Source organism: Flavitalea flava (assembly GCF_054461575.1).
This window is the reverse complement of record NZ_JBTLQH010000013.1, coordinates 55,662-70,955: the sequence shown is the minus strand read 5'-3', so window position 1 is coordinate 70,955 and position 15,294 is coordinate 55,662. Positions and strand designations below refer to the sequence as shown.

Annotated in this window: 13 protein-coding genes and 1 tRNA gene; 11 read left to right on the top strand and 3 right to left on the bottom strand. The window is 45.0% G+C overall.

Annotation, left to right across the window (positions count from 1 at the left end; translation table 11 throughout):
* The first annotated feature begins 81 nt into the window (after window positions 1-81).
* The gene (locus tag ACX0G9_RS14050) at window positions 82-528 is read left to right on the top strand and encodes a ThuA domain-containing protein (RefSeq protein ID WP_459065607.1); all 447 of its coding nucleotides are present in this window, start codon (window positions 82-84) and stop codon (window positions 526-528) included.
* Between the two features lie 16 nt (window positions 529-544).
* On the opposite strand, the gene ACX0G9_RS14045 is transcribed toward ACX0G9_RS14050, so the two are convergent.
* The gene (locus ACX0G9_RS14045; RefSeq protein WP_459065550.1) at window positions 545-1,321 is read right to left on the bottom strand and encodes a carboxylesterase family protein; all 777 of its coding nucleotides are present in this window, start codon (window positions 1,319-1,321) and stop codon (window positions 545-547) included.
* Window positions 1,322-2,129: 808 nt separating this feature from the next.
* On the opposite strand from ACX0G9_RS14045, the gene ACX0G9_RS14040 reads away from it, so the two are divergent.
* The gene (locus tag ACX0G9_RS14040) at window positions 2,130-2,603 is read left to right on the top strand and encodes an NUDIX domain-containing protein (RefSeq protein ID WP_459065549.1); all 474 of its coding nucleotides are present in this window, start codon (window positions 2,130-2,132) and stop codon (window positions 2,601-2,603) included.
* Between the two features lie 16 nt (window positions 2,604-2,619).
* A complete protein-coding gene (locus ACX0G9_RS14035; RefSeq protein WP_459065548.1) occupies window positions 2,620-2,889 on the top strand; it encodes an HU family DNA-binding protein in 270 nt (89 codons plus the stop codon).
* Between the two features lie 113 nt (window positions 2,890-3,002).
* Here the strand turns inward: ACX0G9_RS14035 and ACX0G9_RS14030 are convergent, their stop codons facing one another.
* Complete coding sequence (locus tag ACX0G9_RS14030; RefSeq protein ID WP_459065547.1) at window positions 3,003-3,527, bottom strand: SRPBCC family protein; 525 nt, start codon at window positions 3,525-3,527, stop codon at window positions 3,003-3,005.
* A 260-nt stretch (window positions 3,528-3,787) separates the two neighbouring features.
* Here ACX0G9_RS14030 and ACX0G9_RS14025 point away from each other — a divergent pair, with 260 nt between their 5' ends.
* The 8 genes from ACX0G9_RS14025 to ACX0G9_RS13990 all read left to right on the top strand — a co-directional run bounded on the left by ACX0G9_RS14025 (window position 3,788) and on the right by ACX0G9_RS13990 (window position 13,754).
* Window positions 3,788-4,057, top strand: a complete 270-nt coding sequence (locus tag ACX0G9_RS14025; protein ID WP_459065546.1) for an HU family DNA-binding protein — start codon at window positions 3,788-3,790, stop codon at window positions 4,055-4,057.
* 300 nt (window positions 4,058-4,357) lie between these two features.
* Window positions 4,358-6,073, top strand: coding sequence for a hypothetical protein (locus ACX0G9_RS14020; RefSeq protein ID WP_459065545.1), 1,716 nt, complete (start codon window positions 4,358-4,360; stop codon window positions 6,071-6,073).
* A 15-nt stretch (window positions 6,074-6,088) separates the two neighbouring features.
* Window positions 6,089-6,961, top strand: coding sequence for a YihY/virulence factor BrkB family protein (locus ACX0G9_RS14015; RefSeq protein ID WP_459065544.1), 873 nt, complete (start codon window positions 6,089-6,091; stop codon window positions 6,959-6,961).
* Between the two features lie 477 nt (window positions 6,962-7,438).
* Entirely contained in the window at window positions 7,439-8,335 is an 897-nt protein-coding gene (locus ACX0G9_RS14010) for an outer membrane beta-barrel protein (RefSeq protein WP_459065543.1), read from the top strand.
* 40 nt (window positions 8,336-8,375) lie between these two features.
* Window positions 8,376-9,566, top strand: coding sequence for a GTPase HflX (hflX, locus tag ACX0G9_RS14005; RefSeq protein ID WP_459065542.1), 1,191 nt, complete (start codon window positions 8,376-8,378; stop codon window positions 9,564-9,566).
* A 46-nt stretch (window positions 9,567-9,612) separates the two neighbouring features.
* Window positions 9,613-9,978, top strand: coding sequence for a Rieske (2Fe-2S) protein (locus ACX0G9_RS14000; RefSeq protein WP_459065541.1), 366 nt, complete (start codon window positions 9,613-9,615; stop codon window positions 9,976-9,978).
* A 161-nt stretch (window positions 9,979-10,139) separates the two neighbouring features.
* A complete protein-coding gene (locus ACX0G9_RS13995; RefSeq protein WP_459065540.1) occupies window positions 10,140-13,505 on the top strand; it encodes a S41 family peptidase in 3,366 nt (1,121 codons plus the stop codon).
* Between the two features lie 175 nt (window positions 13,506-13,680).
* Window positions 13,681-13,754, top strand: a tRNA-Asn gene (locus ACX0G9_RS13990).
* Window positions 13,755-13,834: 80 nt separating this feature from the next.
* On the opposite strand, the gene ACX0G9_RS13985 is transcribed toward ACX0G9_RS13990, so the two are convergent.
* Window positions 13,835-15,286 carry an ATP-binding protein gene (locus tag ACX0G9_RS13985; RefSeq protein ID WP_459065539.1) on the bottom strand — a complete coding sequence of 484 codons (1,452 nt, stop codon included), beginning with the start codon at window positions 15,284-15,286 and terminating at the stop codon, window positions 13,835-13,837.
* Between the last annotated feature and the right edge of the window lie 8 nt (window positions 15,287-15,294).

Sequence of the window (15,294 nt, the reverse complement as noted above, 5' to 3'; positions counted from 1 at the left end):
TGGCTTTTATCCAATGGCGTAGGACGGAACAATGGATACCCCACACCGCCTGGTTCCTTCTGACGGTTACCGCTATGGCGCATTCTTTATTCCAGGGCGGCCAGGGTCTGGCTGGACAAATTAGCCGTTGACAGTGGCTTTTCCATTGACTATATCCAGGATCCCCATGTCATTGACAGCTCCTTCCTGGAGAAATATCAGCTGTTTATTCAGCTCGATTATGCCCCTTATGCCTGGGGGGATACAGCCATGAAAGCCTTCCGGCAATATATTGAACAAGGGAGGGGCGGATGGATCGGTTTTCATCATGCCAGTTTGCTTGGCGAGTTCGACGGGTATCCGATGTGGCAATGGTTCTCGACCTTTATGGGGGATCATACGGTAATATGGATGAACGGCCATTATGCGGCGAGGAACATTTATATTTTTATGGGGCATTCCCCGGACCTTTTCGAAAATCCGGTCTATGCCACTATTTTCCGGAACGCCATTTTTTGGGCCGCTCGAAAGGGTGGAATGCGGGAATAATGACCGCCTCTTCTGCTTACTGAATTTTGGCCCTTTTCCGGGCCTGCTTCCTCCGGTTTTGTTTCAACATCCAGGTATACATGTCAGGAATGGTTTCGTAAAGGCCCTCTATCCCATGGCCGGCTCCGGGCAATCGGGTGAACCGGATATTTCCCCGGCAGTTTTGTAACCGGCTGACAATGCGTTCGGTTTCCGAAATAAGAATTTTATCATCGGCTGTACCATGGAAGGCCCATATGGGAATATTCCTGAGGTTACAGATCCTTGACGTATCCGAATCATTACAACCGCCGCAAAGAGGAACAAGGGCGGCAAATACGGAAGGATGATCCATGGCAGTAATAAACGTTCCGAAACCCCCTATACTGATCCCGGTCATATATACCCGGTCGGTATCGATCCGGTATTTTTCCCTTAGCTCAAGATACAACGAATCAAACCAGTTCTCCGCAGACCAATACCTGTCGGAAGGGCATTGTGGAGAGGCAATAATAAAATCGAATTTTTTGCCCCTCGCAACCAACGAAGGAAGCCCATATCCCTTCAATTTATTGAGTTCATTCCCTCTTTGCGAACCACCATGCAGATAAATCACCAAGGGATATTGTTTGGTATTTTTTGCATATTGCTCCGGCAAATAAAGAAGGTAAGGGTATTTTGTTTTAGGTTTATGTGGCGCATAACCTTTAGCGGCGGGGGAAGAAGAAACGTTTTGTGCTAGCGATGGTTGTACGGCCAAAAAAAAGATAACGGCAACCGGCAGAATCGTAAACAGTAAATTTTTTTTTATCATAGAAAATGGGAAAAATAGGCCTGTTAAGCGTTTTGGAGCAAAATAACCTGGCACAAAGATGACATAAAAATCTGCTTTTCAGTTAAATACCTTTTAGCAATTTGTTTAGTTGGGCAGTATTAAAAGCGCATTAAATCATGCCTGATTTATCTCTTATACAATATTTTAACAATGGGCTTAACATAGTTATACTTAATTTTGACAAAGAAAGGGAAGAGATAGTGAACCTGGAAAAATAAAGAACGAATAGATTACCTCATTATAAAAAAAGTGCAAAAATTTTAAAAAAGCACTTTCTTAAAGTTTCTCATAAGCAGTTAGTTTTGGTTACGGCCCCTGTTTCCACAGGGGCTTTTGTTTTGCCCATGCCCGGGGCTCTCTTGGGTAAACATGCCGCCCCGGGCATTCGGGCAAAACAAAATCAATGCGTCGCGCCCAAGGGGGAGCCCCTTGGGAATCCCCCTTTTATGAAGACAATTGTTTTTTTAAGGTTTTTCGCCTTGGGATTCCCTTTTCAAAAACATTCATTTTTTACTATTGGTTCCATTAGGATTTGTGATTAATATTTACGTTTTTTGGAAATACAATTTTAATGTATGTTCCTGGAAATTGTGCGCTTGAAATATTCAATTTTAATGTTGTAAATTTTAACGGACTGCGATTAATCGACTAAATTTGTAGGGATATGGCGAAGCCATATGGCAAAGGGCATTTTTGGGTCAATTCCATAATACCTGGATAATACCCCCATATACCCACGGAAAAACCTTCAAAATACCGTGGCCGGTTTTTTGCAATAATTTGTTTTATGCCAAAAAAGCAAAGTGCCGGTATTCTTTTATACCGGTTAACCGATTTGGGTCTGGAGATATTCCTGGTCCATCCGGGAGGGCCCTTCTGGAAGAAAAAAGATGCCGCCAGCTGGACGATCCCCAAGGGAGAGTTCAGGGATGAGGAAGGCGCCCTTCCCGCGGCTCTCCGGGAATTCAGGGAAGAAACGGGCTTTACTCCTTCGGGTCCCTTTATCCCGTTGACGCCCATCCGGCAAAAGGCTGGAAAGCAGGTTTATGCATGGGCTGCTACCGGTAATATCGTACCGGCTTTGATCAAAAGCAATACGGTTACTTTGGAGTGGCCTCCCCGCTCCGGACGGAAAATAACCTTTTCCGAGGTGGACAAAGGGGATTGGTTCACGCTGGAGGCTTCCAGGATAAAAATCAATCCTGCACAGATTGCTTTCCTGGATGAATTGAAAAGTGTACTTTTACCCCCGATTGACTAACCCACAAATAAATACAATGAACAAAGCAGAATTAGTTGAAAAGATTTCCGGAGACGCCGGTATCTCTAAAAAGCAGGCTGCAGCCGCCCTGGATTCCTTTACAGAAGCAGTTGCCAAGACCTTAAAGAAAGGGGATAAAGTGATCCTCGTTGGTTTTGGTACGTTCTCGGTTTCCAAAAGAGCCGCACGCACAGGACGCAATCCTCAGACCGGAGCAGCTATCAAGATCAAAGCCAAAAAAGTGGCTAAGTTCAAGGCTGGCGCGGTTCTGGCAAGCAAAGTCTAACGACTGCCGCTTAAAAAAATTAACCCCCTTTTGGATCTTCCATCAGGGGGTTATTATTTTTACAAGCCGGGAACCATTGCCCATAGCCTTTGCCCGCTTGTTATTGGTCTGTTTTAACGCTCACAAATATTCTTCAGTTTATTCAGCCCTTCTCCGAAATCCTTCTCCATATTTTTTTCTATGACCCCGAAAAGCTTTATGATATTCATGGGGTAGGGGGTGCTGCTGACGATCTTCCAGGTTACCCGGGTAGCACCTGTTTCTTCCCGGACCTGGATGTAAGCCTGGCCTGTGCCTTTAAAAGGACGGATAAAATCTACACGCGAAACCAATTCGGACCTGTCAGTTACCGAAAGGATGGTCTGAATTCCTGCGCCTACATTTTTTATGGCGCTGTCCCAGGAGTATTTGGCGCCAGGAGTGCCGTCGGTTCCGGAAAATTCTATCCGGATGTCCGGATCTCTGCCCACCCAGGGATTCCAGCTATTAAGGGCTTTCAGAGAGTTGGTTTTTTCCCATACCCTGGAAAGAGGGGCCTTGACAGAAATGGATTTTTCATAGGTCCAGCCGGTCCCTGTAACCGCAGCCATAAGCAGGATCAGGACTACAATTCCTCCGATAATGTACAGTGCAAGCATAAGAAATTTGTTTTGTGATAATAAATATAGGAAAACTCCATCTCCCCGTTCCTGTTTTCATACGGAAAAGGCCCTAAACTCCGCAGATAACGAAACAGTGCGAATCCGACATTCTGAGGGGGTGAATCTGACAAAAGCGATCGCCCGATATGGCTGGAGAAGGCATTCTGCCTCCCTTAAGGAACCATTTAAAAAGGAATCGTATGTGGATTAATTATATTTTCTTTATTTTGCCATTTTATAACCATTAATATATTTCCATGAACAAAGCTGAATTGATCGAAAAGATCGCCGCGGACGCAGAAATTTCTAAAAAGGATGCTGGTGCAGCCCTGGATTCCTTTACCGATACCGTTACTAAGGCATTGAAAAAGGGAGATAAGGTTACGTTGGTAGGTTTTGGTACTTTCTCCGTTTCCAAACGCGCTGCCCGTAATGGCCGTAATCCTCAAACAGGAGCTACTATTAAGATCAAGGCAAAGAAAGTGGCCAAATTCAAGGCTGGAAAGGAATTATCGGAAAAAATATAGTTTTTCCAATGGAAGTATTTTACAAAGGCCGGTTGAAAAACCGGCCTTTTTCTGTGGTGTGCCTCTTTGTGCCCGCAACATGCTCAACTGAGTAATAAATTCCCCTTTCTCACCAATACAAGGTCAACTGCGGGAACGATTAGAGGGCCTGACGCGAGTTTGGCCCAATTTTACCGCCCCATAATACCTGAAATGCCCTTCATTAGCCTCAATTTAACCCTACTGCTCATATTTGAGAAAAGGAGATAGTTGGCACTATATTTTACTTTAACAGGTTTAGAATATTAATAATGAATCGCCATGGCTGGAACAAACAACAATAAATCGACAAGCAACAATAGTCCAAAAAAGGGGAGGGGTTTCCGGTCTCCCTATGTGCTGGCGGTCATTGGCGGATTAATCGCAGCAGTGGCCTTATGGCAATTCTTTAAGTACAGGATTGCTGAAAAAGGAATTCATAAAGGCATTTCAGAAAAGAGTTACGGACTATACACCATTCATTATGACGACCTTGTTATTGACGAGGTAGCTGGACAATTACATGTAAAGCATATAGAAATTTCACCCGATACAACTGTTTTTAACCGGATGGTTAAGGAGGGAAATGCCCCGCCGGTCATTATCAGGCTAAATATTCCTGCATTGGATATTGCCGGAATTAAAACGCCCAAGGCCCTGCTCAATAAAGAAATCGAAGGAGGGAAAGTCGAACTTTTTAATCCTGCTCTCGAAGTAATACTAACAGGCATTGCTAAAGATTCCACATTATTTAACCCCGGTAAGGATCTATATAAAACATTATTGGGCAAGTTGCTGAAGATTAAACTGGATAGTATATCGGTTCATAACGCCAAGGTTGTGGTTAGAAATAAATTGTCGGAAACAGGAGCGGATAAAAACGCAGAAGATTTTTTGTTCAAGGGAGAAAATGTTTCCTGTCTGCTGACTGATCTGTTGATCGACAGTACAACAGATAAGGATAATTCCCGGATCTTATTTTCAAAGGAACTCGGAATGACCTGTGATGAATTTGTCCTGCCTTCGAAGAATAAAAAATACCGGTTGATGGTGGAGAAACTTCGTTTCGTTAGCCGGGACAATTCTTTTTATATAGGACAACTCAGGCTGATTCCGCAATTGCCGGAAGAAGAGTTTGCCCGCTCTTTTCCCAAACAAAAGGATCGTTATGATTTTACCCTTGAGGGGATTGCCTTGCATGAAATCGACCGGGGAAGTTTATGGCATAAAAAACTGGAAGCCGAAAGTTTGCTTATTCAAAAAAGCTCCTTTAAAATATATCGTGATCTTTCTTACCCCCGAGATACTATTAGCAAGGTTGGAAAATTCCCCCAACAGCAACTGATGCATTTGCCGGTTCCTTTTCTCATAAAAACAGTGAAAATTGAAAACTCTTTTATTGAATACAAAGAAAAAAATGGCAAAAGCGATAGTGCGGGTAAAATGCAATTATTCAATGCGCACGCAACTATTACAAATGTAACCAATGAGAAAGAAGCCATTGCCCGGAACAATAAATGTATCTTGTTCTTTAATGCCTCCTTTCTTAACCAGGCACCCGTAAAAGCAAAATTGACTATGATCTTAAAGGATCCAAGAGGAAATTTTTTTATTGAAGGAAATATAGGAACGATCAAAGCTCCAAACCTTAACCCGCTCACACAGCCGATGGGCCTGGCGCGAATGGAAACAGGAACCATAAGGAATATTGCTTTTAATTTTGAAGGAACCGATTCCTCCAGTTCAGGAAAGTTGACCATGTTATATGATGACCTTAAGATTTCACTCCTGAAAAAAGATAAAGAAGAAAACAAATACGATAAAAAGGGCTTGGCCAGCCTTGCGGCCAATATCCTGATAAAAAATGACAACCCCGGGAAAAATGGGAAGGTAAGGATAGCGGAGGTCCACTATAACCGGGCGCTCAATAAATCATTCTTTAACATGATCTGGAAATCCATTTTAACAGGGGTAAAAGAAAGTGTCGGAATTAAATAGTCTAAATCAGCTCCGATGCCTCAATGGAAAATTTTAGGGAGCGGGAAAATGGTATTTTTGTTATTACAGGATGCCTTCCGGGAGTTGCAGCAGAACGATCCCTTACGCATGGCGGCCGCCACTTCTTTTTTTACAAGTTTTGCCCTGCCGCCGATCCTCATCATTCTTATCGAAGTGTTCAGTATTTTTGGAAATTCGGTATTTATCCGACACGGATTATTGGACCGGCTGAGCATAGCGTTGGGCAAAAACACGGAAGTGCAGATCAGGGATACGTTAAGGAACGTACATCATTTATCACTTAGTCCGGGTTTGAAGATCGGCGGCTTTATTTTTTTGCTGTTTGTCGCCACGACCCTCTTCACCGTGATAAAAAATTCCCTGAACCAATTATGGAGAATAAGGCTGAAGAAAGACCGCGGATTTGTTTTTGAGCTATTGTACCGGGGCAAATCGATCGGAGTCATTATCCTGGCAGGAGTACTGTTTTTTATCGGTTTTATTTTTCCTGCGTTTTCTGCCTTGGCAGCGCCTGCATGGTTCATATTGCTCTTAAAGTTTCTGGCCGATGGACGGCCTTCATGGAAGGTAGCTATCGCCGGAGGAATATTTACTGGCCTTTTGTTCGCTGTCGGCGAAGCCATGCTGCATTTTCTTCTTTCTTACAACAAGGTGAAGACTATTTATGGGGCCACTGCCTCCCTTGTTTTGCTTTTGTTGTTCGTTTTCTACTCGGCTTTTATTTTTTATTACGGCGCCTGCTTTACCAAAGTATTAGCCAGCCTTATCAACCAACCTATCCTTCCGACCCGTAATGCCACCCGCTATACTTTAAAAAGCATCGAATGGGATGGGGAAGAAAAAGAAGAAAAAGAAGAAAAAGCCTAAAATTGAGCCGTTAACGACGCTCTGCCTCAAGGTAATGCTCCTGCCAGGCATACAAAGGACAATATGAGAATAAGGGGAACCTGGTTCTGAACTTATCGAAAAGTTATAACTGGTACAACTTCACCTTGAAGACAAAAAAGGGGCATTTTTCTCAAATCCACCATAACTCATTTCATATCAATTTTTTATGAATAAAAGGCAAACCCGGTAATTTTATATGTGGTAAAAGCAAATTAACATCCGGTAAAGCAAAAAGTAATATCTTGCGGCCTAATCGGGAAGAAAAACAGGATTGCGTGTCCATAGTAGAAACTGTGGGCTTTTTTATATTGTTTTCTTTAACCTTTTATTAACCCGAAGGGGAATACATTTGTCAATCGATTGAAACGCACCTGACTGATAAGCCGAAAGGGGGAAAACAGGGGTGCCTACTGGTTCAGATTGATCAAAAAAAGACATTCATTTACAAGTGAAATTATGAAGAAGCTTTTCGTTATTGCAATGGCTTTTTTGGCCACGACTACTGCTTTCGCTCAATCAAAGGATTCCGTCGCTACAAAGGACATCGCTGTTGCAAAGGATACCGTGGGTACCCCCAGTGCCGTTACTGGTAAAAAATCCCATAAAGGCAAGCATAAGGATAAGGCTGCTGCCAAAGATGCTGCTCCAAAAGCTGTTGTTGCAGCAGCTCCCGTAACTTCTGCTCCCGTCAAACCCAAGGTCAAAGATTGGAGTAAGATAAATCTCAGCAAACGGCCAAACGACCATTTTATGTTCCAGTTAGGGTATGATAACTGGGCGGGCAAGCCGGATAGTATTCATATTAAAGGATTTAACCGCAGTGTGAATGTCTATTTCATGTTTGATTTCCCCTTTAAGACCGATCCCCGTTTCAGCATTGGAGCCGGTTTGGGCTTTGGATGCAGCAATGTATTTTTTGATAAACAACAGGTAAGGGTGGCAGACAACAGTCCGACCCTGGGATTCCCTTATACGCCGACAGGAGACCATTTCAAGAAGAATAAATTGGTGACCACTTATTTTGAAGCTCCCCTCGAACTACGGTTTGCCCTGGATCCGGAAAACACCAATAAATCCTGGAAGTTCGCCGTCGGAGCCAAAGTCGGCCTGATGCTCAGTGCCTATTCGAAAGGAAAGACCTATCAGAACGGCGCCAATCAGACTACCGGGAATTATACTGTTAAATTCAGCGACAAACAATTTTTCAACTCCACCAAACTGGCGGCAACAGCCCGCATAAGCAAAGGTGTATTTGGCGTGTTTGGTCAATATCAGTTAAATGCGCTGATCAAGTCCAATGCCGGACCAGCAGTTTATCCCTTTTCCTTTGGTTTCATGGTGAGCGGTCTTTAACCATAACAATACTTACCTTTGCCCTCCAAAAGGCAATAGTTTGATAGATAAGAAAAATAAATTACAAAAGGAAGAAAAGGCCATCCTGGTCGGTTTGATACATAAGACCCAGACGGAAGAGCAATCCAAAGATTATCTGGATGAACTGGCTTTTCTGGCTGAAACCGCCGGAGCGATCACATTGAAGCGTTTTACCCAGAAATTGCAACACCCTGATAGCAAGACCTTTGTCGGGAAAGGGAAGTTAGAGGAGATCAAGACCTATATCACCTTAAAAGAGATCACCCTGGTCATTTTCGACGACGAATTGTCCGGTTCCCAGATCTCTAATATCGAAAAGGTCCTGGATACTAAGACAATCGATCGTTCAGATCTGATTCTGGACATTTTCGCCAGCCGGGCCAAGACGGCCCAGGCCAAACTACAGGTGGAATTAGCCCAATATCAATATATACTTCCTCGTTTGCGTGGGATGTGGACGCACCTGGAAAGGCTGGGAGGGGGTATTGGTACCCGCGGACCCGGAGAAACGGAGATTGAAACGGACCGCCGTATCATTAAAGATAAGATCGCCTTATTGCGCAGGCGGTTATTGGAGATTGACAAACAGGCGTTCACGCAGCGTAAGGATCGCGGAGAATTTATCCGGGTTGCTCTGGTAGGGTATACCAACGTTGGGAAATCAACACTGATGACCGCTTTAAGCAAAAGCGAAGTTTTTGCGGAAAACAAACTTTTCGCCACCCTCGATACCACCACCCGAAAAGTGGTTTTTGAAACGGTTCCTTTTCTGCTCAGCGACACCGTCGGATTTATCCGCAAACTTCCCCATCATCTTATTGAAAGTTTTAAAAGCACCCTGGACGAAGTCCGGGAAGCGGATATTTTATTACATGTCGTCGATGTTTCCCATTCCGGTTATGAGGAACAACTAGGGGTAGTGAACAAGACCCTTCAGGAATTGGAAGCTTTTGAGAAACCCATTTTGGTCATCTTTAACAAGATCGATCAATATGAGCAAAAGAACTTCGATCCCTGGTTGGAAGAAGGTGTGAAGCAGGAACTCATGAGCGAGCTAAAAGAGCGTTGGGAACGCGAAACGAATGGTCAGTGTGTTTTCGTCTCGGCTACCGAGAAACGCAATATGGATGGTCTCCGCAGTACGATCCTGGAAAAGGTCCGGGAAATGTACCGGATCCGTTATCCCTACAAATCTGAATTTTTCTATTAAAAGCCGGAATTCTATTTACCCCCTGAATTCTTTAAAAAAGCCTGAAATGAGCGCTAAAAAATATAAATGGCATAAGGTCGCCGGATCGGAAGCGGACATTCAATGGTTCGGTAGTGAAATTGCCGAAGTGGAGCTTGAGGGTAAAAAAATCTGCATCGCCCGTGTTAAGGAGGATTGGTATGGTTTTGCTCACACCTGCCCACATGCCGGTGCCCCCATGACGGACGGATATCTGGATGGCGCCTGCCACGTGATCTGCCCTGTCCACCACTTGAAATTCAATCTGAAAAACGGCCGCGATGTCAACGGAGAAGGTTATTCCCTCAAGACCTATCCGGTAGAACGCCGGGCTGACGGAATCTTTGTCGGTCTTGAAGAAGCCGGCGGCGGTTTCTTTAAAAAATGGTTCTGAGCATTTGTTCTTGTTCCTTCTTGTTTCGTGGATCCATCCTGAATGTATACCCTCGTACTAAGTAATTTTTTCCGGGATCGGATGTGATTTTTTTGGTATTTTAAAGGAAGATTTTATAGAATCGTCCTGCCCACCTTCCATTTTTAAAAATTTACCTTTTTATGCATTCCCAAAACCTGCCTTTCCATAAGCTGGCATCACGAAGTATGGCTTCACAAGGTCTGCCTTCCCCAAGTCGTTTAAAGATTGCCTGCCTCTTTTTGTTGGTTGTTTTCCAGCTACAAGGGATGGCACAAGGTACCCGCCTGTTGCGTCAGCCCTCTTTGAGCGCTACGGAACTTGCCTTTGTCTATGGCGGGGATATATGGGTTACCGCAAAAGCAGGAGGGGAGGCTCACCGGATAACCAGTACGGCTGCTACAGAGAGTGACCCACATTTTTCCCCGGACGGTCATTGGATCGCCTTTACATCCAACCGGTCAGGGCTACCTGCCGTTTATGTCGTCTCGTCGGAAGGTGGAGTTCCAACCCGGCTCACCTGGTACCCGGCGCCTGCATCGGCAAGGGGCTGGACGCCGGACGGATCTAAAGTGATCTATACTTCCGGACGCGAGACGGCACCGGTCCCGCATGGACGATTATGGACAGTATCGCTAAAAGGAGGGCCTTCTGTCTTACTGCCGGCCCCCTGGGGTTTTGATGGGGCGGTATCACCGGATGGGAAAAAACTGGTAGTAGACAGAGTGAGCCGCTGGGATGTCGAGTGGCGGCATTACCGGGGAGGGCAAAATACGGCTTTACAGATTTTGGATCTTCATACGCTTGCCGAACAATCTATCCCTAATGAACGAACGATGGACCAACATCCTTTATGGTTGGGAGAAGAGGTCTATTTTTTATCTGACAGGGATTTTATCATGAATGTGTGGGCTTTTAATCCAGGGACCTCTTCCCTTCGCCCAATCACCTCGTTAAAGAACGGAGATATTAAATGGCTGGCCGGAAATGGTAAAGAACTGGTATATGAGCAAGGTGGTTATTTGTTTATGCTGGACCAGGGAACCGGTAAGGGCAAACAGCTCGACATTAATGTCCATGGAGACTTCCCCTGGTCCGAGACCCGCTGGGAAAATGTAACCAGCCGCGCGGAGAATGCATCTTTATCGCCGACGGGTAAACGAATTGTTCTGGAATCCAGGGGTGATATTTTTACCGTGCCGGTGGAGAACGGTAATGCCAGGGATCTTACCCATAGCTCCGATGCTGCCGATCGTCGGCCCATATGGTCGCCCGATGGCAAACAAATTGCCTGGTTCTCCGACAAAGGAGGGGCCGGATACGCCCTGTATCTCAGCGACCAGGAGGGAAAAACGGAACCCCGCAAAATTTCCATCGGGGATTCCAAACTGGCCTGGGAACCGACCTGGTCACCCGATGGAAAATATATTGCTTTTGAAGATAACGAAGTAAGGATACAGGTCGTTGAACTTACCACGGGAAAAATGACCCAGGCTGATGTCGGTGGGCTGAACATAGAGCGGGGAAGGATGTCCCTTAGCTGGTCACCGGATTCGAAATGGATGGCTTATTCCAAAACGGCACCGAATAATTTCAGAAGGATCACCATTTGGTCATTGGCAACAGGCAAAGCAGCACCCCTGAGCGATCCTATGGCAGATGCCATCGAACCTGCCTGGGACCGGGATGGACGGCATCTTTATTTTTTAGCCAGTACGGATGTAGCGCTTGGCTCGGGCTGGGCTAATACGAGTGCCATTCAGGCGCAACCTAGTTTTGCCGCCTATGTGACGGTCCTTCGCAAAGATGATCCGACCCCCTTTCCGCTGAAGAGCGACGAAGAGCCTGATTCAACCAAGGCTGAAAATAAAACAGGCAGCAAATCGGTCGCAAAATCAGAAAGCAATTCGGACAATAAAACTGATTCCAAGACTACTGCCGGAAAAACGGGTGATGGTAAGACGAAGGACAGTACGGATTTCAAGGCCGTTAAGATTGATTGGGAGAACATGGACCGGAGAACCCTGGCCCTGCCCATTCCCGTTGGCGAATATGATCAAATGATCAGCGGGCCCAAAGGTTCCATATTCATCGGGTCCGGTCAAACTATTAGCAAATTCACCCTGGAAGGTAAAAAACTGGATGAATTTGTCAAAAACGCCTCCGATGCCGTTGTTTCAGCCAATGGAGAAAAACTATTGTTTAAATCGTCCGGAAGCTGGAGAGTCGTCAGCACGGCCAAACCACCCGGGACTGCCGAAGGAGTTGTGGCCATGACCCTTCGGATGGAATTGAATCGGGTCGAAGAATGGAAACAGATTTATACAGAGGCATGGAGATACGAGCGGGATTATTTTTATGACCGCGATCATCATGGCCGCGATTGGGATGAGGTCTGGAAATATTATTCTCCGCAGATCCCCTTTATCCGGCATCGCAGTGATCTTACCTATCTGTTGGATCAGTTGGGAGGAGAGTTATCCGTGGGTCATAGTTTTGTTTTCGGCGGTGATTTTCCTGCCTTGGATACAATCCGGGTCGGGGTATTGGGAGCCGATCTGGTTCAGAACGGAGGCCGATGGCAGATCAAAAGGATCCTGACGACGGAGAGCTGGAATCCGGGTTTGTCTGCTCCCCTGGCCAAACCTGGACTGAAGGTGAACGAAGGAGATTATATCCTGAGTATCGATGGTGTCGATCTGAATGCTGATACGGATCCCTATGCCCTAATGGATGGGAAGGCCGGTCAGCAAACCGTTCTATCTATCAACTCGAAACCTTCTCTGGAAGGCGCCCGTGAAATTCGCATCGAGCCCACCGGAAATGAGAATGCGCTGCGTCAACGGGCCTGGGTGGAGGATAACCGGCGAAAAGTAGACGAATTATCCCAAGGGAAACTGGGTTATGTCTGGGTGCCGAATACCGGAGGCCCGGGTTTCATTTCTTTTAACCGGTATTATTTCGCCCAACAGGATAAGGCAGGGGCCGTGATCGATGAAAGGTTTAACGGAGGCGGATTACTGGACGATTATATGGTCGATCTGATGGTCCGTCGATTACGGGCTTCCCTTACCAATGAAGTACCCGATGGAAGGCCCATGCGTCTCCCGGCAGGCATTCTGGGGCCCAAAGTATTGCTGATCAATGAACTGTCTGGTTCCGGCGGCGACTTCTTCCCCTGGGTTTTCAGGCATCAAAAAGTTGGGCCCCTGATCGGTTCAAGGACCTGGGGTGGTCTTGTGAAGTCCTCGGTCCATTATGCCTTGGTTGATGGCGGTGCGCTAACCGCTCCCGACAACGCCGTCTATGACCCCGTTCAGCATAAGTGGATCGCCGAGAACGAGGGGGTACCCCCGGATATAGAGCAAAAGATAGATGCCCTTTCCGTTTCTAAAGGCAGGGATCTGCAATTGGAAAAAGGCGTAGAGGAGTGTTTGCGTCTTCTTGAGCAGGAACCGCAGCCCTCTCTGGAGCATCCGCTTTTTTCCAAACCGGCAAAAAGGAAGTGATTATTGACTGAATTTCATTAAGATAGGCCTAAAGAGCAGGGGGAGAAAAATTATCTGGGTTTTTTTGTCAGCAGGCTTTTTTAAAAGCGAAAAATCCCTATTTTTGCAACCCCTTTTGGGGAAGATTTGTTTTGACCGGTTTTCCGGATTTTAAAAACGAATTTTTTGGACAAATTCCTCCTTAGCTCAGTTGGTTAGAGCATCTGACTGTTAATCAGAGGGTCGCCCGTTCAAGTCGGGCAGGGGGAGCTGAAAATCAATTATTTATAAAGGTCGCCATTGGCGACCTTTTGTTTTTGCAAACAATTTGCATACACGATCTATCTCTTTTATGCCCAATAAGGAACATAAGTCATATTCTTTTTAGATTTATTTCGCAGATCTGAATATTTAATTAGCCCTGCATTAATTGTTTCGACAATGATCCTGGAAGCCATTGGATAATTGGTTTCTGAAATATTAAACCTATTCCTGACTGATTGATTGGTTGTATTTTGACTGCTAACATATTGCAGGCAACAGTGCTGATAGCAGGCTCTTATTCTATCTTCGTTGTCCATTCTTGTCAATTGTCTATAAGAATATAGAATGACTTTAGTATAATTTTCTTCGCGGATAAATTTTGGTGCTGGTAATTGATACGCTTCTATTGCAGCGATCGCTCGGTCAATACCGCTTCCTCTTTCCTCGCATATATTCAGACGCCTGAGAATGGAGGCCATATCTTCGTTCCTGGATTTTGGTGCTGTATCGATAAATCTATTGGTATCGACAAGCGGTATTCCAGGGTTTGTAATTTCTATCCGGTCCTTATAAATTTCAATCATTATCCCAATGCCGGAAATACTTAGGTCTTGATGTATTAACGCATTGGCCACAAATTCTCTTATGGCTTTTTCCGGGTACATCTTGGTTTTTTCTCGAAGAGCGTGTTCTATTATTTCATTGGTAGGCAATTGGTCCATAATATATCTGATAAGCTCCTCAAACCCTGCGGCATAGCCCCTTCCTTCTTCCCTTTCTTTTAGCGCGTTGATATTATTCGTTTTCTCATAAACAATTACTCTGACCGATTTTCTTTTCAAACCCTTGAACTCCCTAATATCTTTTGCAAAGAGAATAGCCCCTAGATTATTAACATCCCAATTCCCTATAGGGTGGGCCTTTATGAACCCTTCATTAACAAGAACATCCAGGATAGCAGTTTTGCTTTCGGGCAAATTTTTAGAGGACATTCGAAAGAAAGCGTCATAATCAAGAAGGCTTAATACTTGGTCAGGGTTGACATTGGATGCGGCTACCAACTCTTCAAAGCTTACATTATTTGAATTGGCAATCAATGTAGCAACCTCCATTGAGGACATCTTAACTGTCTGCCCGGCAGATCTCTTATAACTGTCATAAACAGTACCACCTCTTAAGTAAACCGGCTTGATTGGGTTTTCCGGGAAATGGACTACCAATATGGAATGCCCATTATAAGAAGCTATAATATGATCAACCGTGACAGGTTGTGCAAGATTGTTTCTTGCTATATTGCCCAGCTTCTGTATAATATCATTCGCTTCCTGCTGTTCGATAGATTTTATAGACCCGTTGTTTTGTATCCCGAAAACAAAAAATCCGCCACCTGGTAAATTAGAAAATGCTGACAGGTGTTGGGCAATGCGTTCACTTTTTTGCGACAAGGCCGTCTTCCAATCCAGCTCGTTTATTTCTGCGGGGATTGGATTTAATGTCCTTTCCAATAGCTGCAAAGCTCTGTGTTCCCAATGTTTCATGGCAGTTA

What these genes read in the sequence shown, in the direction of transcription:
- ACX0G9_RS13995 (WP_459065540.1), top strand. Translation starts at nt 10,140, where the DNA reads ATGCATTCCCAAAACCTGCCTTTCCATAAGCTGGCATCACGAAGTATG.
- ACX0G9_RS14030 (WP_459065547.1), bottom strand. Translation starts at nt 3,527, where the DNA reads ATGCTTGCACTGTACATTATCGGAGGAATTGTAGTCCTGATCCTGCTT.
- ACX0G9_RS14040 (WP_459065549.1), top strand. Translation starts at nt 2,130, where the DNA reads ATGCCAAAAAAGCAAAGTGCCGGTATTCTTTTATACCGGTTAACCGAT.
- ACX0G9_RS14020 (WP_459065545.1), top strand. Translation starts at nt 4,358, where the DNA reads ATGGCTGGAACAAACAACAATAAATCGACAAGCAACAATAGTCCAAAA.
- ACX0G9_RS14025 (WP_459065546.1), top strand. Translation starts at nt 3,788, where the DNA reads ATGAACAAAGCTGAATTGATCGAAAAGATCGCCGCGGACGCAGAAATT.
- ACX0G9_RS14045 (WP_459065550.1), bottom strand. Translation starts at nt 1,321, where the DNA reads ATGATAAAAAAAAATTTACTGTTTACGATTCTGCCGGTTGCCGTTATC.
- ACX0G9_RS14015 (WP_459065544.1), top strand. Translation starts at nt 6,089, where the DNA reads ATGCCTCAATGGAAAATTTTAGGGAGCGGGAAAATGGTATTTTTGTTA.
- ACX0G9_RS13985 (WP_459065539.1), bottom strand. Translation starts at nt 15,286, where the DNA reads ATGAAACATTGGGAACACAGAGCTTTGCAGCTATTGGAAAGGACATTA.
- ACX0G9_RS14010 (WP_459065543.1), top strand. Translation starts at nt 7,439, where the DNA reads ATGAAGAAGCTTTTCGTTATTGCAATGGCTTTTTTGGCCACGACTACT.
- ACX0G9_RS14035 (WP_459065548.1), top strand. Translation starts at nt 2,620, where the DNA reads ATGAACAAAGCAGAATTAGTTGAAAAGATTTCCGGAGACGCCGGTATC.
- ACX0G9_RS14000 (WP_459065541.1), top strand. Translation starts at nt 9,613, where the DNA reads ATGAGCGCTAAAAAATATAAATGGCATAAGGTCGCCGGATCGGAAGCG.